The organism is Amycolatopsis sp. NPDC051903, from assembly GCF_044452505.1.
Lineage (GTDB): Bacteria > Actinomycetota > Actinomycetes > Mycobacteriales > Pseudonocardiaceae > Amycolatopsis.
Genome location: NZ_JBITBT010000016.1, coordinates 49,312 through 68,398, shown reverse-complemented (window position 1 = coordinate 68,398; position 19,087 = coordinate 49,312). Strand labels below are relative to the sequence as shown.

Sequence of the window (19,087 nt, the reverse complement as noted above, 5' to 3'; positions counted from 1 at the left end):
AGGAACAGTAAGTGAATGAGATTCGCGTTTCAACCGTTGTTGTCGTACCGTAAGTCCGTGACCACCTCTTCCCACGGGTACGACCTGGCGACGAAGGACCTCGATCCCCCCTTCGCGATCGTCGACCTGGACGCGTTCGACGCGAACGCCGACGACTTGCTCCGCCGCGCGGCGGGCAAGCCGATCCGGGTGGTCAGCAAATCCGTGCGGTGCCGCTACCTGCTGGAACGCGTGCTCGACCGCGACGGCTTCGAAGGCCTGATGTGCTACTCGCTCGCCGAGGCCGTGTGGCACGTCGAGCAAGGCACCACGCGCGACGTCGTCGTCGCTTACCCGACGGCCGACCACGAGGCCCTGCGCCGCCTCGCCGCGTCCGACGAAGCCCGCGCGGCCATCACGATCATGGTCGATTCGGCGGATCACCTGGACCTCGTCGACGCCGCCCTCGGCCAGCGGCACCCGGACATCCGCGTGTGCCTCGAACTCGACGCGTCGTGGCGCCCGCTGCCCGGCGTGCACGTCGGCACCCGGCGCTCGCCGGTGTTCACCGTGAAACAAGCCGTCTCGCTCGCCCGCGCGATCGCCGCCCGGCCGGGTTTCGTGCTCACCGGCCTGATGGCGTACGAAGGCCAGATCGCCGGCCTCGGCGACGCGGCCGGCGGCGGTGTGTCGAACGCCGTGATCGGCTGGATGCAGCGCCGGTCGGCCGCCGAGCTTTCCCGCCGTCGCGGCGCCGTGGTCCGCGCCCTCCGCGACCTGGCCGACCTCGAGTTCGTCAACGGCGGCGGCACCGGCAGCGTCGAATCGACCGGGGCGGAATCCGCCGTCACCGAGATCGCCGCCGGTTCGGGCCTCGTCGCGCCGACGCTCTTCGACGGCTACTCCCGCTTCCACCCGCGCCCGGCCGCGCTCTTCGCGTTGCCCGTCGTCCGCCGCCCCGCTCGCGACGTCGCCACCCTGTTCTCGGGCGGCTACATCGCCTCCGGTCCGGCCGGCGCCTCGCGCGTCCCCTCGCCGTACCACCCGGAAGGCTTGAAACTCCTCGGTTTCGAAGGCGCCGGTGAGGTCCAGACCCCCGTCACGGGTGCCGCCGCCCGTGCCCTGCGCCTCGGCGACCGCGTCTGGCTCCGCCACGCGAAGGCCGGCGAACTCGCCGAACGGTTCGACCACTACCACCTCGTCCGCGACTCCCAGGTCGACCGCACCGTCCCGACGTATCGGGGCGAGCACAAGAACTTCGGCTGAGCCCCAAGGTTGTCCACAGGGTTTGTCCACAACTCGAGTCCCCTGTGGACAAACAGCCCCTCTCCTCGGTGAAACCGTTGACGGCCGTGATCCGGCCGCTCGACAATGCCTCCGGAGCGCGCCGCCGGGCGCGCCGAAATGGGGGGAATTTTCATGCGCAGCACCAGTTTGCTGGCCAAAGCAGCCGTGGTCGGCCTGATCGCGCTGGCGCCGGTGGCGTTCACCGGCGCGCCCGCGAACGCCGCGACGACCGTGCCGATCTCGGCCCCGGGCGGCTACGCGAGCGACCCGTCGAGCACCCCGGCGGCCTCGAAGCACACCCGCGCGCTCGGCGCCGCCGTGACGATCCCGGCCGGGCAGACGCACTACCTCAGCAGCAAGCTGAACGTCGACGCCGCGGCGCAGGTCACCGAGGTGTCGCACCTGGTGTACTGCCGCCGCCCGGGGCAGACGACCAACGCCGCTCAGCTGGTGAGCGGCCAGAACGTGCTCGCCGGCACCGCGACCACGCTGCTCACCCGAGGTTTCGTCACCGCGCCCGCCGACAGCGCGCTCACCTGCGCCGTCTACGCGCAGTTCGTGAACCACGCCGCCAACACCGCCGGCCACCTCACGGTGCTGGGTTCGTCCTACCTGCAGGACGTGTACGGCCCGATCGCCGCGGTCAAGCAGACCTTCAACGGCAAGGTGCTGGTGAACACCTCCGCCACGGCCAACGCCGTCACGTTCACCGCGCCCGCCGGCGCCACCACGGTCCAGGCCATCGGGGACCTCAACATCACCGTTTGCTACGGCGCCGACAACGGCCTCTGCCAGCGTTCGGCCGGCGCCCGCATGAGCGGCTCGAACTCACTGGTCGGCACCCAGCTCGTGGTCAACCAGCTCGACGGCTCGGGCCACGTCTGCCACACCACCACCAATGGTCCCCTCGCCGGCGTGACCGTCACGAGCACCGTGCACCACTTCAAGATCAACACCTGGCTGACGAACGTGCCCGTGCTGGCGTCCTGCGCGCGCACCTTCGTCGCCTACACCCGCGTCACCGCCAACACGGCGCACAACTCGTTCCTCATCGAGGCGAACAACCAGAGCGTCGGCGCGGTCTTCGTCCCCTGACCGCGGCGGCGGGCTTGCCCCTCCCGCAAGGGGAGGAGGCAGGCTTACCGGCGTGGAAGACGACCTCCTCGCCATCGGTGAGCTCGCCCGGCAGACCGGCCTGACGGTCAAGGCCGTCCGCTACTACTCCGACGTCGGGCTCGTGCCGACGGCCGGGCGGGATCACGCCGGCCGGCGCCGCTACGGGGCCGAGGCCCTCGCCCGGCTCCGGCTGGTTCGCACCTTGCGAGCGCTCGGCGTCGGACTGGCGACGATCCGGGCGGTGGTCGAGCGCGAGGCCAAGGTGGCCGACGTCGCGCGGCGGGAGGCGCAGGAGCTGGGCGCCCGCATCAACGAGCTGAAGCTGCGCCGGGCCGTGCTGCTGGCCGTCGCGCGGCGGGGAGCCGGAGCAGAAGAGGTGGAGCTGATGCACGAACTGGCCGCACTGAGCGGGAGCGAGCGGCGCCGGCTCGTCGGGGAGTTCCTCGACGCGGTGTTCGGCGGTGTGCGCGACAACCCGGCGATCGCGGGGATCGAGCGCTCACTCACCCCCGAGCTGCCCGACGAGCCCACGCCCGGGCAAGTCGACGCGTGGGTCGAGCTCGCGGAACTGACCCGGGACCCGGAGTTCCGCGCCCTGCTGCAGCGCCTGGTCGAAGACCACCACACCCTGGCCAAGGACGTCGTCCACCGCGTCGTGGAGCTCAAGTCCTCCGGGCAGGACGGCGCGGCTGCCGTTCGAGCCATCGACCCCACAGCCGAAGACCTCACGCGGATCCGCGCAGCCGCCGACCCGAGACGCGACGACTACCTCCGGCTCCTCGCCCGCGTGAACGGCTGGGCGGCGCCGGATCCGCTCACGCCGGCCCTCGACTGGTTCCTCGAAGCGGTCCGCCGTCACTCGCCGAACTTGCTCGCCAGGTAGCCCTTCACGACGTACTTCGCTTCCGCCACGATGCGTTCGTCGCCCTGCGGGTCGCGGCGGAAGGCCAGCTTCAGCAGCGCGTCGGCCGTCTCGTTGGCGATGGCGATGGCGAAGCGGAGTTCGTCGGCCGGGCGGTCGACCTGCACGCGCAGGATGTCGACGAGCGAGTCGACGATCACGGAGTTGTTGTCGCGCACGGGGTCCAGGAGCTGCAGGTCGATCACGTCACCGAAGTGGACCTTGGAGAAGCCCGGGATCTCGCGGTGCATCCGCAGGTAGATGTCGAGCACCGAGTCGACGATGTTCCACCAGTGCTCGGGGTTCAGCTCCTTGAGCCGCTCGTTCACCGCGGCTACGAAACGCTCCAGGTTCCGCTGCGTCAGCGCCTGCACCACGGCCCGCTTGTCGGGGAAGAACTGGTACAGCGAACCGACCGCGACGTTCGCGCGCTTGGCGATCAGGGTGGTCGTCAAGGCGTCGTAGCCGAGCTCGTCGATGAGCTGGGCGCTGGCGTCGAGCATCTGCTCCACCCGCTTCGCGCTGCGTTGCTGCACGGGCTTGCGCCGGAGCGGAGTGGTCTCCGCCTGGGTCTCGGACACTGTCGTTCCTCGGTCCTTCTCGCTTCCCTGTTCCGCCGGTGACGACGGAACCACTCGTCTGATCTGGGACTTTAGCGCCCTTGCGGGCTTCCCCCTGGACGAGTGACGACCTAACATATGAGAACTTTTCATGTTCACCCGACCGGGTGGCCGGATGAGAGAGGTGTTCCGCCGGTGGACTACCCGACCTTCCCGCCCGAATTCCTCTGGGGTGTGTCAACCTCGGCGTTCCAGATCGAAGGCGCCACGGCCGAAGCGGGCCGCGGACCGTCCATCTGGGATACCTTCACCGCGACCGACGGAAAGATCGCGCGCGGTGAGGACGCCAAGGTAGCGGCGGACCACTACCACCGCTACTCCGAAGACATCGCCCTGATGGCGGAACTCGGCGTCGGCGCCTACCGGATGTCGATCGCCTGGCCGCGGGTCCAGCCCACCGGTACCGGCAAGCCCCACGCCGAGGGCCTGGCTTTCTACGACAAGCTCATCGACGAGGTCTGCGCCGCCGGCATCGAGCCCGTCGTCACGCTCTACCACTGGGACACCCCGCAGGCGCTCGAAGACGCGGGCGGCTGGCTCAACCGCGACACCGCGAACCGCTTCGCCGAATACGCCACCGTCGTGGGTGAGCGCTTCGCCGACCGGGTGAAAATGTGGATCCCGCTCAACGAGCCCGTGGTCATGTCGATCTACGGCTACGGCATCGGCGAGTACGCGCCCGGCCAGTTCCTCCTGCTCGACGCCCTCCCGACCGCGCACCACCAGAACCTCGCCCACGGCCTCGCCGTCCAGGCGCTGCGCGCGGCCGGCGCCACCGGCATCGGCACGGCCAACAACCACTCGCCGATCTGGTCCGTCGGCGAGGGCGCCGATGAGGCGAAGGACTGGCTCGACGCCCTCCTCAACCGCACCTTCGCCGACCCGGTGCTGCTCGGCAGCTACCCCGAGCAGATCCACCCCCACCTTCCTGAAAGCTTCGCCGACGACCTGCCGGTCATCCACCAGCCGCTCGACTTCTACGGCGTCAACTACTACGAACCGCTGGGCGTCGCGGCACCCGGTGAGGGGAATCCCCTTCCGTTCGAGCTGCGCCCCATCGAGGGTTACCCGATGACGACCAACGACTCGCCGATCGTGCCGCAGGGCCTGCGCGAGCTGCTGGTGTCGTTCCAGGACCGCTACCTCGAGCACCTCCCTCCCGTCTACGTCACCGAAAACGGCTGCAGCTTCGCCGACGAACCGGGCGAAGACGGCCTCGTCCACGACCCCGAGCGCATCGACTTCCTCGACGGGCACCTGCGGGCCGTGCGCGAAGCCGTGGATGCCGGCGTGGACGTGCGCGGCTACTTCGTCTGGTCGCTGCTCGACAACTTCGAGTGGTCCAAGGGCTACGCACCCCGTTTCGGGCTCGTGCACGTGGACTACGAGACTCAGCGCCGCACGCCGAAGGACTCCTTCACGTGGTATCGAAAGCTGGTCAACGATGAGTGACACGACCACCAACGGGGTCCCGGCCGCGTTCGCCGAACCCGTCGTGCGGGTGCGCCCCGCCTGGATGAGCCTGCTGTTCTTCGCGAACATCGCGCTGTGGCTGGGGATCTACGCGCCGATCCAGGTCCTGCTGCCGCAGCAGGCTGAAATTTTGGACGCGGCGAACAAGGAGACCGTGTTCGGCGTCGTCACCGGCATCGGTGCGGCGGTGGCGCTGGTCGCGAACCCGGCCATCGGGCTGCTGTCGGACCGCACCACCTCGCGCTTCGGCCGCCGCCACCCGTGGACGGTCGCCGGCGCGGTCACCGGTGCGGTCGGCCTGGTGGTGCTCGCCGAAGCGCCGAACGTCGTGGTGATGACCCTCGGCTGGTGCCTCGTGCAGGCGGGGCTCAACGGCATGCTCGCCACGCTCATGTGCGGCATCGCCGACCGCGTGCCGGTGGGTCAGCGCGCGCAGGTGGGCGGGCTCGTCGGCATCGCGCAGATGCTCGGCACGGTGCTCGGCGCCGTTGTCGTGGTCGTGATGCTCGACCTCGCCGGCCTGCCCCTGGGGTACGCGGTGTGTGCGGTGATCGTGCTCGGCGGCGCCGCCGCGTTCGTGCTGCGGACGCCCGACGCGCGCCTGCCGGTGGCGTTCCGGCCGAGCGCGCGCCGCAAGGACGTGCTGGCCGAGCTGTGGGTGTCGCCGCGCAAGCACCCGGACTTCGCGTGGGCCTGGGGCTGCCACTTCATGATCAACCTCGGCAACGCGTTCGGCACCCTCTACCTGCTGTTCTTCCTCAAGGACGCCGTCCACTACCCCGATCCGGACACCGGGCTGCTCATCATGATGGGCCTCTACGGCGTGGCGCTCGTGATCGGCGCGGTGCTGGCCGGGCACTTCTCCGACGCGTCGGGCCGCCGCAAGCCGTACGTGCTGGCGTCCTCGGCCGTGATGGCGCTGGCCGCGCTGCTGCTCGTGGTGTGGCAGACCTGGCCGGTCGCGCTCGTCGCGTCGCCACTGCTGGGCGTCGGGTTCGGCGTGTACATGGCGGTGGCGCTGGCGATGCTCACGCAGGTGCTGCCGGTCGCGCAGAACCGCGCGAAGGACCTCGGCGTGGTGAACATCGCGAGTTCGCTGCCGCAGGTCGTGGCGCCGTTGCTGACGACGCTGATCCTCAAGTGGCTCGGCGGCTACCCGGCGCTGTTCGGGGCGGCGGCGCTCGCGACCGTGGTCGCGGGAGTGCTCGTCACGCGGGTGCGAGCCGTCCGGTAATCGGGCAAAGGCGATAACACCGAAAAGTGGAACCGCGGGCCGGTGCCGGTCGGGGGAGGGGAGTGCAACGGCACCGGCCCACGGAGTTCGTGGACGCAGCAGGGTTTGGACCAGCTGCGATGATCTTCAACCTAGCGGCGGATTTCGCCGTTCGCTAGATCTTGCCGTGATAATTTTCGATTAATCGCGATGGGGGCCGGGGTACCGGGACTGGTTCGTCGCGCTCGGGGGGACGGACGAACCAGTCCGCGGCTGAGGCGAGGGTGCCGGTGCCGGGTCGACTGGGGCGGTCGGACCCGGCGCTCGCTCGCCGGTTCGGGGTCAGGCCGTGGCGGCCCGGGGGGTCACCAGCGCGTGGCGGCCGGTGGTTTCGGCCGGCGACACGCGGTCCGCGCGCCGGGCCTGGTTCGGGAGACGGCGTCGGCTGGAGCGGCTCTCGTCCTGGGTGCGGGCCTGCGGCGCGAGGCCGCCGGCGACCAGGTGCTCGTGCGCCACCTGCCACACCGAGCACGGCGCCTTGCAGCGGTGCCACCGGGTGGAGCAGGTCGGGCAGTCACCGCGCTCGTCGGGCTCGTGCGCCTGCAGCATCGCCCGCCAGCCTTCGGTCAGGCGCGGCAGTTCGGAGCGGGCCACCGAGACGAGCGACTGGGCGTCGGCGCGGTTCGCCAGGTCGGACAGCATGTCGAGGCGTTCCCAGACCGCGTTGCGGAGGACCTGCCCGAGTACCTGATCCATCGAGAGCTCACCGTTACCTTTCCGCCATTTTGGCGGCTTCGTTGAGCGCGGCCCGGAGCTGGCCGAGCTGGCCGGACGTCAGGCGCGCGGTCTCACCCGGGGGTGAAACGACCACGACCTGGTCGTCCTCGACGAACACCGTCACCGCGCGCTCGCGGCTGATGAGGTCACCGCACTGCACGCGCCACACCAGCTGTCCGCCCTCGTAGTGACGCACGCCCGCCGTGCGGGGGTCGGCGACGGCGGAGGGGGTGACCGGCCGGGTCGCCGTGGCGACAGCCGCCGCGCCCGGGGCGGGCCGCACGGGCCGCACCATGGTCCCGGCATGTCCTCCTGCGAGCGAGTCAACGAACTCCACTGGCCCTCCACCGCTCTCTCGTCCGAGTGCACCTTGCGAGATGCACGTCCGCGTCGTCACCGTTCGGTCCGGTTTCCCGTCCGCCGGACGATCTCTCGTCCGACAAACCTCTGACGGGCCGCCCGGTTTTCGTAGCTCTCCGTGATCGCTGCCGGTGTCCGGGCGGTGACGGAGATCTGACAACTACAGTGAAGTGAAAGCGAGTGCGATAGAAGGTCGAAACCGCGTCATAGCGGTGACCGGACGGGGTTCCACGGTAAGCGGTCAGTGGAGTTCGGCCGGGCCGATCAGACACACTGTCTGCTCGTTTCACAAGGTTTCACAGGTGTGCTTAGTCTGCTTCCGACGCCCAACGGATGGTGAGGGGTCGTTATGGACGCCAGCTCCGGCGACAGCGTTTCCGGTGCCGATGCCCGCCAGGGCAGCCCGGTTCCGCCCGACGCCTGGGAACAGCCCGACATGCGTTCGGCGCTGGCGGCCAGGGAGATCAGCGCGGTCTACCGCTTGTTGCGCAAGCACGGCGTCTCGCAGCGCCAGATCGCCGCGATGACCGGCCAGTCGCAGTCCGAGGTGTCGGAGATCCTCAAGGGTCGCCAGGTCATGGCCTACGACGTCCTCACGAGAATCGCCGACGGCCTGGGTGTCCCCCGTGGGTACATGGGTCTCGCGTACGACGAGACCACGGCGATACGGGTCGTCGGTTCGTCCGACGGCCGGCAGGCTGAGGAGGACGAGTCCGTGAAGCGACGGAGGTTCCTCGCGCACGCCGCCCAGGTCACGATGGGTGCGGCGGTGTTCGGTCCGGAATCAGGGACGTGGTCGGAGGCGCCCGCGCGGACGCCCGCTCCCGGGCGCATCGGGATGACCGACGTGCGCCAGGTCGAGGCGGCGACCAGAGCGCTGCGCTCGCTCGACTACCAGTACGGCGGCGGGTTCTGCCGCGACGCCGTGGTGGCGCAGCTGTCCTGGGGCCAGCAGATGCTCGAGGCGAACTCGACGGAGCTGGTCAAGTCCCGCCTGTTCGTGGCGCTGGCCGACCTGCACAGCCTCGCCGGCTGGACGTCGTTCGACACCGGGCTCATGGATTCCGCCCGCGGTCACTTCGCCAACGCGCTGGACCTGGCCAAACAGGGCGACAGCCACCCGCTCGTGGCCAACGTGCTCTACCGCATGGGCCGCGTCTACCTGCACCAGGACGCGCCCAATGACGCGCTGAAACTCTTCCAGCTCGGCCAGATCGCCGCGCAGGAATCGGGTTCGGAGCTTGCCGTCGCGGTGCTCTGCGCCAACGAGGCCTGGGCCTACGCGATGATGGGCAACGAGGAGCAGGCCACGAAGCTGCTCGGCCGCAGCAAGGACGAGTTCGCGCGCGCCGACGTCGCCAACGCCGAGTCGTGGGTGAAGTTCTTCAACGAGACCGACGTCTACGCGATGACCGGCACCGTCCACACGGTGCTGGCGCAGAAGAACCCCGAGCACACTAAGTACGCGATCCCCGCGCTGACCAGGGCCGTCGAGTCCTACACCGACGACATGGCGCGCAGCAAGACGTTCATGCTCAGCGCGCTGGCCACCAACCACCTGCTCGACGGCGACCTCGACCACGGCGCCAAGGTCGGTGGCAAGGCCATCGACTACGCGGAGAGCATCAAGTCCGAGCGCGTCAAGGACCGGATGCGCCCGCTGCAGGTCGAGGCCGAGCGTCGGCGCAACAACGGTGACGCGCGTGATCTCGCCGACCGGCTCAAGATCTTCTACGCCGCCTGAGGTCGCCGCAAGCACCGGTGCGCCGGTCGACGGCCGCTTCACGCAGGCGAAGCTGCACGGGGTCCTGACCGAAACGTGCGCGCTGCTGGGCTTGGACCCGACGGCCGCGCGGCTGCTGCGCTTCACCAACAACGCGGTGTACGCGCTGGCCAGCGCCCCGGTCGTGGTGCGGATCGTCGGCTCCACGCGGCTTCGCCACCGCGTCGACACCGTCGTGCGCGTCGCCCGCCACTTCGCGCACCACGACGTGCCCGCGATCCGGCTGCTGGAGGGCGTCGACCAGCCGCTGGCCGTCGGACCGCACCTGGTCACGGTGTGGCACGAGGTGCCGTCCGCCGGACCGCCGGCTGGCCCTGCCGACCTGGCCGGACTGCTGCGCCGGGTGCACGCGCTGCCGCCGCCCGAGGGCCTCGTCGAGTGGGAGCCGTTCGACGCGGTGCGCGCCCGGGTCTCCGACGCGGAGGAGCTGGCCGACGGCGACCGCGAGTTCCTGCTGGAGCGCTGCGCGGAGGTCGAGGCGCAGCTCGCGACGCTGGAGTTCCCACTGGCCAAGGGTTTCGTCCACGGTGACGCGTATCCGGGCAACGTGATCTCCGGCCGGGACGGCCCGGTGCTGTGCGACTTCGACTCCTCGTGCGTCGGCCCGCCGGAGTGGGACCTCACGCCGCTCGCCGTCGGCCGTGAGCGGTTCGGTGACCGGCCGAGCCGCTACCTGCGGTTTTCCCGCGCGTACGGGTTCGACGTCACCGCCTGGCCCGGCTTCGCCGTGCTGCGCGCCGTGCGGGAGCTCAAGCTCACGACCAGCGTGCTGCCGATCCTGCGCAGCCATCCGAGGGTGCGACCCGAGCTGCACCGCCGGCTCGACGACCTCCGCCACGGGCGCACGAATGTCACCTGGACTCGTTACCACTGAGTACCGCTCACCGGGACAAGTGCCCTGCGTCACATACATGAGCCGATGCACGTGCATTCGACGCCCCGAGATGACCGCTCATCGCTTTCCAGCCGACTGCCGACGAGGTGCTGGCGCGAGTAGAAAATTCGGCTCGGCGGGTCGCCTCGGACGATGGATTGCTAGTTCCGTAGTGCAATTTGCAGCTACGTGACGTGATCTCGGGCCGTTCGGGGCTCAGGAGACGGCGACCGGTGCCCGCGTGAGCACCACGGCGAAGCCGAACGCCAGCCCCATCACCGTGAGCTCGAGCGTGGCCCACGACGCGATCGCCGTGCGGTTGTGGCGCACGATCTGCGGCATCAGCCGCCAGCGGAGGTTGCCGGCGAGCAGCGCGATCGCCCCCGTGCACCCGATCTTCAGCAGCACCAGCTGCCCGTACGGCGTGGTGAAGACGCCCGCCCAGAAGCTGATGGTGGGGTTGGCCAGGATCTCGACGGCGCCGTTGAACACGCCGGTCACCGCGGAGATGATCAGGCACAGCGTCGCCAGCTTGGAGAACCGCGGCAGCGCGTGGGCCAGCAGCGTGCGGTTCGTCGCGAGCAGCACGATCATCGCGCCGAGGCCGCCGCACCACGCGACGGCGCTCATCACGTGCAGCTCCATCGAGATCATCGTGTAGTCGTGCCACGACGAGTTCGACGCGTGGCCGGTCACCGGCAGCGGCAGCAGGGCGAACATGCCCACGCCCACGCGCACCTCGGCCGGCACCTTCTCGCCCTGGCGCAGCGAGAGGAAGCCGAGGCCCGCGTGCAGCAGCGCCAGCACCGCGACGATCACGAGCGCCTTGCCGGCGCCGACCTCCGCGATGTAGGAGCCGATGTCGCTCGCGGTCAGCGTCGACCGGCCCGGCTTGTACTCCGCCGTCTGCAGGATCAGCGCGACCACGGAGGTGGCCGACCAGATCAGTGCGGACGCGACCGCCGCGGGCCGCGCCCGCTGCATGATCGGCTCGGTGAGCTTCGGCCGGTCGTACCCGACCATCACCGACAGCAGCCCCAGCCCGATCGTGGCGACCGCGGCCAGGTCCATCAGCACGCGCACGATCGGGATGGCGGCCGAGACCACCTCGCTGGGCTCCACCACACCCGGCACGGGGGCGGCCGCCGTGAGCGCGACGCCGATCAGCGCGCCCAGCAGGCCCGCCGTGACCACGCAGACCAGCGTGGACCAGCGGACCGTGGAGGTGGTCTCGGCTCGCGTCACTGCTTCGTCTTCTCCTGCCTCGGCTCACGCCCGGTGCGCAGCGCGACGGTCAGCCCGATCGCGAGCAGGACCACGGCGCCGGCGATCCACACCCAGATCGGGATCCCGGTCGAGTTCGACGTCGAGCCGGTGGCCGCCGAGGCGGGTGCCCCGGACGCCTTGGCCGCGTCGACCTTCGCCGGCGTACCGGCACCCGCTTTGGTGAGCGTGAACGGGATCTCGCCCGACACCGGGTGCCCGTCGGCCGACAGGATCCGGTAGCCGACGGTGTACTTGCCCACGGGGCCGAGTGGCCGCAGCGGCGCGCTGATCACGTTGTTCTCCACGGTCACCGGGCCTTCGGCCCACTGGTTGCCGTCCGGCCCGGTCACGGCGATCTGGTTCACGTCGGCGTTCTGCACGTATTGGTCGAACGTCAGCGTGACCTTCGCCGGACCGGCGGCGACGGACGCGCCGTTCGCCGGGTCGGAGCTGATCAGCACGTTGTGCGCCAGCGCCGGGGTGGCCGTGCCGAGCAGGGCCACCCCGGTGATCGCCAGCGCGAGGAGCGCTTTCCGCATCACTTGGTTCCTTCGGTGTTTCCGTTCGCGGCGCTGTGCCCGGTGGCGGCGAGGCGCGAGCGCAGGACGGCGCCCCCGCCGATGCCGAGCCCGAGGGCACCCACGACGAGGCCGGCTCCGCCGAGCCACCGGGCCGTGGTGTCTTCGGACGCCGGTGCCGCGGCTTCGGTGCCGCTCGCGCCGGCGGTCATCGACGCGTGGTCGCCGTCGGTGCTCTCGGCGGCGAGCTTGACGGTGGGCGCCGGGTGTTCCGGCTCTTCACCGCCCGCGGGGGTCGGCTGGTTCCACTCGACCACCTTGCCACCCTCGTAGGTCTGGATGGCGGGGAACTCGAGCTGGTCGACGTTCGCCGGCAGCGGGCCGGCGCTGATCTGGAACTCCTGGAACTCGTTCTGCCCGATCTTGGTGCCGGGCTGCGCGGTCCAGACCACCTTGGTGACGGCTTCGGTGATCTTCGTGCCGGAGGCCGTGGTCACCGGCTGCGGCAGCGCCGATTCGGTGACCTGCGCGGTCCAGCCGGGGATCGGTTTGGTGCGCACGCTGCCGATGCCGTACTCCGGCTTGATGTCGACCTCGAGCTTGACGGTGCCGAGCTTCGCGTCCTCGTTGGGGACGCGGAAGAAGATCGAGCCGTAGCCGCCCTTGGCCGGCTGGTCGCCGTAGACGTTGGCGGTCACGTGCGCCGACGCGATGCCGGCGCCGAACAGGCCGGCGAGGCCGACGGTCGCGGCCACCACGGCGGCGCGCTTGAAGACGTGCTGGGACAAGGGTTTCTCCTGAACAGGGTGAGCCGGCGGAGCGTTTCGCGGGCTCCGCCGGTGAGGAAAGAGGGGATCGAGCTGGGTTCAGGAGAAGACGGGTGGCCCGCGCCGGCCGCGGACGCGCCGCAGTTCGACGTCGAGGATCGCCACGGCCCCGGCGGGCCGCGGCGGGAGGACCGCACCCGCGGCGGCGGGTACGGGAAGCGTCGGGATGAGGCGCGGCAGGACCGCGCGAAGCACGTGGAGCACGGCCAGCAGCAGCGCGTCCGCGCGCGCGAGAAGCAGAGCGGTGACCAGCGTGGCGACGGCGTGGGCCGCCGTCATCGTCCAGCCGCTCGTCCAGCCGGCGGCGGGGTGGCCGTCGTGGGTCGCGAGCGTGGTGAGCACGAGGTGCATGACCAGCTGGCCGGCGCCGAGCACGCCGACGGTCGCGAGCCGGCCGCGGGCCTTGCCGGCGAGCGCGGTGGCGGTCCAGCCGAGCAGCCCGGTGAGCAGCACGGTCAGCGCGGGGTCGGGCAGGCCGCCGTCGGCGACGGCGTGAGCGGTCACGGCGAGTGACGCGCAACTGGCCGCGAGCAGCCCGCCGCGCGCGGCGGCGAGTGCGCCGCGTTGCCGGATCCGGGTGCTCACCGCAGCAGCTTATCGCCGCTTCGGCCCGTGATCGAACGGTCTCGGCCCGTGAGCCCGCGTTCGCTGAACGTTCAAGTAGATGCAGGTGGGCGCGTTGCGATCAGGTGACGGCCCCCCGGTCAGGCCACTTGCTTCGGTTGCCGAAGTTCTCAGGATGCGAAACGGTGGGCCGATCATCGGTGAGACGGGAGGTTTGGTCCGTGCCCGTTCTGGGTAGTCACGCTACCGGTTGATGAGCTACTCCGAACGGGTGACGTCTGGGGCATCTCACAAGCGGCGGGAGAACGAATACGCATGAACCTCTTCGAGTACATCTCGGACCGGTGGGACAGGCTGTTGCTGCAGTCCTGGCTGCACACGAGCATGGTCGTGCAGTGCACGATCCTCGCGGCGGTGCTGGGCGTGGTGATCGGCATCGCGGTGTACCGCAGTCCCATCGGCTCGGCGGTCGCGACCGCGCTGGCCAGCACGATCCTCACCGTCCCCTCCTTCGCCCTCCTCGGGTTGCTGATCCCGATCTCGGGGCTGGGGTCCACCACCGCGGTCATCGCGCTGGTCCTCTACGGCCTGCTGCCGATCGTGCGGAACACGATCGTCGGCCTCGCCGGCGTGGATCCGTCGATCACGGACGCGGCCCGGGGCATCGGCATGAGCCGGTTCGCGGTGCTGACGCGCGTGGAGCTGCGGCTGGCCTGGCCCGCGATCCTCACCGGGATGCGGGTCGCGACGCAGATGCTGATGGGCATCGCGGTGATCTCGGCCTACGCGAAAGGCCCCGGCCTGGGGTCGGAGGTCTTCTCGGGCCTCACCAACGCGGGCAGCACCAACTCCCTCAACCAGGCCCTCACGGGCACCGTCGGCGTCGTGATCCTCGCGCTCGTGCTCGACGGCATCTACGTCCTGATCAAGCGATTCACCGTAACGAGGGGGCTCCGTGGCTGAGCACACCGACGACCAGGTCTCCGGCGTCGAGATCGAACTGGAGCACGTCACCAAGCGCTACTCGGGCACCCGCGCACCCGCCGTCGACGACTTCTCGATGGTCGTGCCCGCAGGCAAGATCGTGGTGTTCGTCGGCCCGTCGGGCTGCGGCAAGACCACCACGATGCGGATGATCAACCGCCTGATCGAGCCGACGTCGGGCCGCATCACCATCGGCGGCGACGACGCGCTCAAGCTCGACGTGGACACGCTGCGGCGGCGCATCGGCTACGCGATCCAGCAGGCCGGCCTGTTCCCGCACTTCACGGTGGCGCAGAACATCGGCGTGGTTCCGGGCCTGCTGGGCTGGGACAAGAAGAAGGTCGCCGCGCGCGTCGAGGAGATGATGGACCTGGTCGGCCTCGACCCGGCCGACTTCCGCGACCGCTTCCCGCGCCAGCTCTCCGGTGGCCAGCAGCAGCGCGTCGGCGTGGCCCGCGCGCTCGCGGCCGACCCGCCGGTGCTGCTGATGGACGAGCCGTTCGGCGCCGTCGACCCGATCACGCGCGGCAACCTGCAGGACGAGCTGTTGCGGCTGCAGACCGACCTCAAGAAGACGATCGTGTTCGTCACGCACGACTTCGACGAGGCCGTGAAGCTCGGCGACAAGATTGCCGTGCTCGGCAACCAGTCGAAGATCCTGCAGTACGACACCCCGGACGCGATCCTCGCGAATCCGGCCGACGACACCGTGGCCGGCTTCGTCGGCGCCGGTGCCTCGCTGAAGCAGCTGACCCTCCTGCGCGTGCGCGACGTCGAGTTGAAGCAGAACGTGCTCACCGCCGGCGTCGACGAGGCACCGGGTGAGGTTGCCAAGCGGCTCGACGAGCAGCGCAAGAACTTCGTCCTCGTGCTCGACGCCCGCCGCCGTCCGGTGCGCTGGGTGCACCGGCGTGAGCTCACCGCGGCGACGTCGCTGGGCACGGCGGGCAAGCCGCTGCGCGACATCGTGAGCCTGCAGTCGACGCTGCAGGACGCGTTGGAAGCCATGCTCGCCGAGGGTGGCGGCGTGCCGGTCACCGGCCCGCGGGGCGAGTTCGCCGGCATGATCGAGCTCGACACCGTGATCAGCACGATCCAGCAGCTGCGCGAAGAGCACGCCGACGACCACGAGCCGGTCGCGGGTGGTGCGCAGTGACGGCGGTCGTCGACACCGGCTTCAGCACCGAATCCGGCTCCCGCGGCGCGGAGCGCTTCCGCCTGTTCGCCCAGCCCATCGCGGTCGTCGTGCTGGTCGCGGCGACGCTCGGGTGGGTCTTCGGGACCGGCCTGACGGCCACGGAGAAGGAGACGCTGAACGCGACGTCCCTGCTCACCGCGCTGCGCGACCACGTCGCGATGACGCTGGTCGTCGTGGTGATCGTGGTGATCGTGGCCGTGCCGCTGGGCGTCATGGTCACGCGGCGCTGGGCCCGGTTCCTCGCGCCGTTCTTCCTCGCGATCGCCAACATCGGCCAGGCCGCGCCCGCGTTGGGTGTGCTGGTGCTGTGGTTCATCTTCACCGGCGCGGTCGGCGGCCTGTGGGTCGCGGCGCTGCCGCTGGCGTTCTACTCGCTGCTGCCGGTGCTGCGGAACACGATGGTGGGCCTGCAGCAGGTCGACCCGGCGCTGATCGACGCCGGGCGCGGCATCGGGATGTCGTCGTCGGCGGTGCTGTGGCGCGTGGAGTTCCCGCTGGCCATCCCGCTGATCCTGGCCGGCCTGCGCACGTCGCTCGTGCTGGCCGTCGGCACGGCGACGTTCGGCATGTTCGTCAACGCCGGCGGGTTCGGCCTGCTGATCGACACCGGGTACAAGCTCAACCTCACGAAGGTGCTGATCACCGGTTCGGTGCTGGCCGTCGCGCTGGCGCTGCTGGTCGACTGGCTCGGCGCCGTGGCGGAGCAGTACTTCGGACCGAAGGGACTGCGCTGATGAAGGTCCTGAAGACGGCCGGTGCCCTGGCCGGCGCGGCGGTGCTGGCCGTGTCGCTCTCGGCGTGCGGGCTCGACCTCAACACCGCGCTGCCGTACTCGATCCAGTCCGGGTCGATCCAGCCGACGCCCGGTGTCCAGGGCGTCCGGGTCGTGGTGGGGTCCAAGGACTTCACCGAGAACATCATCCTGGGCTACATGGCGGAGATGGCGCTGAGCGCCGCCGGTGCCGACGTCGTCGACCTCACCGACATCAAGGGGTCGAACTCGTCGCGGCAGGCGCTGCTCAACGGCCAGACCGACGTCACGTGGGAGTACACGGGTACCGGGTGGATCAACTACCAGGGCAACGAGCTCCCCGTGCCCGGCGGTGAGAAGGCGCAGTACGAGGCCACCGCGAAGGCCGACGCCGAGAAGAACGGCATCACCTGGCTCAACTACTCGCCGCTCAACGACCAGTACGCGTTCGCCACGACGGAGGCGTACGCGCAGAAGAACAACCTGAAGTCCACGTCCGACCTGGCGACCTTCCTCAAATCGCACCCGGACCAGGCGCGGTTCTGCCTCGAGACGGAGTTCACCAGCCGGCAGGACGGCTTCCCGGCCGCGGTGAAGGCGTACGGCTTCCAGAACCCGAAGATCGAGAACTTCGGCATCGGCACCATCTACTCCGCCGTGGCCAACGGCACGTGCCCGGTCGGCGAGGTGTTCACCACCGACGGCCGCATCGCGGGCCTGAACCTGCGGGTGCTCCAGGACGACAAGAAGGCGTTCCCGCAGTACAACGCGGCGGTGACGATGCGCACCGACTTCCTGAACGAGCACCCGGCGCTGCGGGGCCCGCTCGAGAAGATCACGGCGGCGATCGACAACAAGCAGATGGTGGAGCTGTGCAAGCAGGTCGACGTCGACGGCGAGGACGCCGGCGTCGTCGCCCACCAGTGGATGCTGGAGAAGGGCTTCATCAAGTAACCGACCCCACACGGGCCGCTCGCTAAGGAATGCTAAGTTGCTCAGGATTCCTTAGTCGAGCGGCCCGCGTGTCGGGCCGGGAGGAGGCGGAGGCGTTGCCGAAGCTGGAGATCATCCTGGCGAGCACCCGGCCCGGCCGGGTCGGACTGCCGGTGGCCAAGTGGACGGAAGCCGCGGCGATCGAGCACGGCGGGTTCGACGTCGAGCTCGTGGACCTCGCCGAGGTCAACCTGCCGTTCATGAACGAGCCCAAGCACCCGCGCCTGGGCCAGTACGAGCACCAGCACACCAAGGACTGGAGCGCGAAGGTCGCCGAGGCGGACGCGTTCGTCTTCGTGATGCCGGAGTACAACTACGGCTACAACGCCGAGCTCAAGAACGCCATCGACTACCTCCACAACGAGTGGAAGTACAAGGCCGTCGGCCTGGTCAGCTACGGCGGCGTCGCGGCGGGCACGCGCGCGGTGCAGCAGATCAAGCAGGTCGTGACGACGCTGCGCATGACGCCGGTGTTCGACGCCGTGTCGATCCCGTTCGTGCAGCAGTTCCTGAACGAGGCCGGCGAGTTCGTGCCGAACGACATCGTCCAGACCTCGGCCAAGGCGATGTTCGACGAGCTCGTGCGCGTCACCGACTCGCTCGCGCCGCTGCGGGCGGGCAACTAGGGAGCAGGTCATGGAGGGGCAGCGGGAGGACGTGCAGGACACGTGCGTGCGCTTCCACGCGGCGATCGAGCTGATCGGCCCGCGCTGGACGGGCGCGATCCTGCGCGCTGTCCTCACCGGGCAGCACCGCTACGGCCAGATCAAGGCCGCGGTGCCGGGCGTCAGCGACACGATGCTGTCGCAGCGGCTGAAGACGCTGGAGGAGGAGGGCGTGCTCGAGCGGCAGGTCATCGCCACGTCGCCCGTGCAGGTCGAGTACCACGCCACGGCCAAGGGCCGGGACCTCGAGCCGGTGCTCGACGCCGTGCGCTCTTGGTCGCACAAGTGGATCCAGTTGCCGTCTTGACCTGCGTCGAGTTCGCGGCCGGGCCGGTCACCTCACGGGGTGAGCGGCCCGGAGCGCGCTCAGACGCCGAGGCGGTGCAGCAGCTGCTCTTCGAGCGAGTCGAGCTCACTCGAGACGGCGCGGTGCGCGGCCTTGCGCCGGGCGGCGGGCATGCGTTCGGCGGCGCGGACGGTGGCGGAGAGCTGTTCGAGCGTGTCCTGCGTGCCGGCGGCGAACTTCTGGTCGGCGTCGGTGGCCTTGCTCGACTTCTTGAGTTCGTTCAGCCCCTGCACGAGCCCGGCGATGCGGGCGTGCAGCGCGGCGCCCCGCCCGGTGAACTCGCCGAGCTGGTCGACGGCGACGCCGAGCTTGCGAGCCTGGTAGCGGTCGTACGCTTCCCGCGCCGCCCCGGCCGCGCGCACGGCGTACGGCGCGACGACCGGCAGCACAGCCGGGCCGATCACCTTGGCCACCGCGATCGCGTTCTTCGCCTTCTTCGGGGTGATCCGAGCTTCACCCGCGTCTTCTTTGGCCTTGCGCGCCATGGCCCACCTCCTGCGACGTGTCGGGGTCGAACTTACTGGTCCCTTCGGCCCCGGGCATGTCGGCTCGCAGCACGGAAAGGCGATTCTGACGGGGGCGGCGGATAAGG

At 70.1% G+C, this 19,087-nt stretch carries 20 protein-coding genes and 1 pseudogene; 13 read left to right on the top strand and 8 right to left on the bottom strand.

The annotated features are described in order from the left end of the window. Window positions 1-15 precede the first annotated feature (15 nt). The 3 genes from ACIA77_RS28895 to ACIA77_RS28885 all read left to right on the top strand — a co-directional run bounded on the left by ACIA77_RS28895 (window position 16) and on the right by ACIA77_RS28885 (window position 3,265). On the top strand, window positions 16-1,245 hold the full coding sequence (locus ACIA77_RS28895) for an amino acid deaminase/aldolase (protein WP_395889137.1): 1,230 nt from the start codon (window positions 16-18) through the stop codon (window positions 1,243-1,245). 153 nt (window positions 1,246-1,398) lie between these two features. Then, window positions 1,399-2,361 (top strand): hypothetical protein, encoded by a 963-nt coding sequence (locus ACIA77_RS28890; protein ID WP_395889136.1) that lies wholly within the window; start codon window positions 1,399-1,401, stop codon window positions 2,359-2,361. Window positions 2,362-2,413: 52 nt separating this feature from the next. Then, a complete protein-coding gene (locus ACIA77_RS28885) occupies window positions 2,414-3,265 on the top strand; it encodes a MerR family transcriptional regulator (RefSeq protein WP_395889135.1) in 852 nt (283 codons plus the stop codon). Here the strand turns inward: ACIA77_RS28885 and ACIA77_RS28880 are convergent. Further along, window positions 3,238-3,864: a TetR/AcrR family transcriptional regulator gene (locus ACIA77_RS28880; protein ID WP_395889134.1), complete on the bottom strand. Its 627-nt coding sequence runs from the start codon at window positions 3,862-3,864 to the stop codon at window positions 3,238-3,240. The two genes, ACIA77_RS28885 and ACIA77_RS28880, sit on opposite strands and share 28 nt — an antisense overlap. Window positions 3,865-4,038: 174 nt before the next feature. On the opposite strand from ACIA77_RS28880, the gene ACIA77_RS28875 reads away from it, so the two are divergent. Together ACIA77_RS28875 and ACIA77_RS28870 are read left to right on the top strand one after the other, a co-directional pair. Continuing rightward, on the top strand, window positions 4,039-5,355 hold the full coding sequence (locus ACIA77_RS28875) for a GH1 family beta-glucosidase (RefSeq protein WP_395889133.1): 1,317 nt from the start codon (window positions 4,039-4,041) through the stop codon (window positions 5,353-5,355). Further along, complete coding sequence (locus ACIA77_RS28870; RefSeq protein ID WP_395889132.1) at window positions 5,348-6,610, top strand: MFS transporter; 1,263 nt, start codon at window positions 5,348-5,350, stop codon at window positions 6,608-6,610. The genes ACIA77_RS28875 and ACIA77_RS28870 overlap by 8 nt, the downstream gene beginning before the upstream one ends. 321 nt (window positions 6,611-6,931) lie before the next feature. On the opposite strand, the gene ACIA77_RS28865 is transcribed toward ACIA77_RS28870, so the two are convergent. Further along, on the bottom strand, window positions 6,932-7,345 hold the full coding sequence (locus ACIA77_RS28865; protein ID WP_395889131.1) for a hypothetical protein: 414 nt from the start codon (window positions 7,343-7,345) through the stop codon (window positions 6,932-6,934). A gap of 13 nt (window positions 7,346-7,358) precedes the next feature. Beyond that, the gene (locus tag ACIA77_RS28860; protein WP_395889130.1) at window positions 7,359-7,703 is read right to left on the bottom strand and encodes a hypothetical protein; all 345 of its coding nucleotides are present in this window, start codon (window positions 7,701-7,703) and stop codon (window positions 7,359-7,361) included. A 372-nt stretch (window positions 7,704-8,075) separates the two neighbouring features. Here ACIA77_RS28860 and ACIA77_RS28855 point away from each other — a divergent pair, with 372 nt between their 5' ends. Both ACIA77_RS28855 and ACIA77_RS28850 read left to right on the top strand, forming a co-directional pair. Next, window positions 8,076-9,470 (top strand): tetratricopeptide repeat protein, encoded by a 1,395-nt coding sequence (locus ACIA77_RS28855; RefSeq protein ID WP_395889129.1) that lies wholly within the window; start codon window positions 8,076-8,078, stop codon window positions 9,468-9,470. 52 nt (window positions 9,471-9,522) lie between these two features. Then, window positions 9,523-10,383, top strand: a complete 861-nt coding sequence (locus ACIA77_RS28850; protein ID WP_395889264.1) for a phosphotransferase family protein — start codon at window positions 9,523-9,525, stop codon at window positions 10,381-10,383. Between the two features lie 216 nt (window positions 10,384-10,599). Here the strand turns inward: ACIA77_RS28850 and ACIA77_RS28845 are convergent, their stop codons facing one another. The 4 genes from ACIA77_RS28845 to ACIA77_RS28830 all read right to left on the bottom strand — a co-directional run bounded on the left by ACIA77_RS28845 (window position 10,600) and on the right by ACIA77_RS28830 (window position 13,528). Then, on the bottom strand, window positions 10,600-11,628 hold the full coding sequence (locus ACIA77_RS28845) for a copper resistance D family protein (protein WP_395889128.1): 1,029 nt from the start codon (window positions 11,626-11,628) through the stop codon (window positions 10,600-10,602). Further along, window positions 11,625-12,188, bottom strand: coding sequence for a copper resistance protein CopC (locus ACIA77_RS28840; RefSeq protein ID WP_395889127.1), 564 nt, complete (start codon window positions 12,186-12,188; stop codon window positions 11,625-11,627). The genes ACIA77_RS28845 and ACIA77_RS28840 overlap by 4 nt, the downstream gene beginning before the upstream one ends. Next, window positions 12,188-12,955: a YcnI family protein gene (locus tag ACIA77_RS28835; protein ID WP_395889126.1), complete on the bottom strand. Its 768-nt coding sequence runs from the start codon at window positions 12,953-12,955 to the stop codon at window positions 12,188-12,190. The genes ACIA77_RS28840 and ACIA77_RS28835 overlap by 1 nt, the downstream gene beginning before the upstream one ends. A gap of 78 nt (window positions 12,956-13,033) precedes the next feature. Then, the gene (locus ACIA77_RS28830; protein WP_395889263.1) at window positions 13,034-13,528 is read right to left on the bottom strand and encodes a hypothetical protein; all 495 of its coding nucleotides are present in this window, start codon (window positions 13,526-13,528) and stop codon (window positions 13,034-13,036) included. 345 nt (window positions 13,529-13,873) lie between these two features. Between ACIA77_RS28830 and ACIA77_RS28825 the strand changes: the two genes are divergently transcribed. From ACIA77_RS28825 to ACIA77_RS28800, 6 genes are all read left to right on the top strand, one after another. After that, window positions 13,874-14,521 (top strand): ABC transporter permease, encoded by a 648-nt coding sequence (locus ACIA77_RS28825; RefSeq protein ID WP_395889125.1) that lies wholly within the window; start codon window positions 13,874-13,876, stop codon window positions 14,519-14,521. After that, window positions 14,514-15,698 (top strand): ATP-binding cassette domain-containing protein, encoded by a 1,185-nt coding sequence (locus tag ACIA77_RS28820; RefSeq protein WP_395889124.1) that lies wholly within the window; start codon window positions 14,514-14,516, stop codon window positions 15,696-15,698. The genes ACIA77_RS28825 and ACIA77_RS28820 overlap by 8 nt, the downstream gene beginning before the upstream one ends. Next, entirely contained in the window at window positions 15,695-16,474 is a 780-nt protein-coding gene (locus tag ACIA77_RS28815; protein WP_395889123.1) for an ABC transporter permease, read from the top strand. The genes ACIA77_RS28820 and ACIA77_RS28815 overlap by 4 nt, the downstream gene beginning before the upstream one ends. Beyond that, window positions 16,474-17,445 carry a glycine betaine ABC transporter substrate-binding protein gene (locus ACIA77_RS28810; protein ID WP_395889122.1) on the top strand — a complete coding sequence of 324 codons (972 nt, stop codon included), beginning with the start codon at window positions 16,474-16,476 and terminating at the stop codon, window positions 17,443-17,445. Before ACIA77_RS28815 ends, ACIA77_RS28810 begins: the two co-directional genes overlap by 1 nt. A gap of 68 nt (window positions 17,446-17,513) precedes the next feature. Continuing rightward, complete coding sequence (locus ACIA77_RS28805) at window positions 17,514-18,110, top strand: NADPH-dependent FMN reductase (protein ID WP_239154251.1); 597 nt, start codon at window positions 17,514-17,516, stop codon at window positions 18,108-18,110. A gap of 10 nt (window positions 18,111-18,120) precedes the next feature. After that, window positions 18,121-18,456 carry a winged helix-turn-helix transcriptional regulator gene (locus ACIA77_RS28800; protein ID WP_395889121.1) on the top strand — a complete coding sequence of 112 codons (336 nt, stop codon included), beginning with the start codon at window positions 18,121-18,123 and terminating at the stop codon, window positions 18,454-18,456. A gap of 59 nt (window positions 18,457-18,515) precedes the next feature. Here the strand turns inward: ACIA77_RS28800 and ACIA77_RS28795 are convergent. Next, window positions 18,516-18,989, bottom strand: a pseudogene (locus ACIA77_RS28795) (DUF6474 family protein); the annotation flags it as partial. Window positions 18,990-19,087 lie beyond the last annotated feature (98 nt).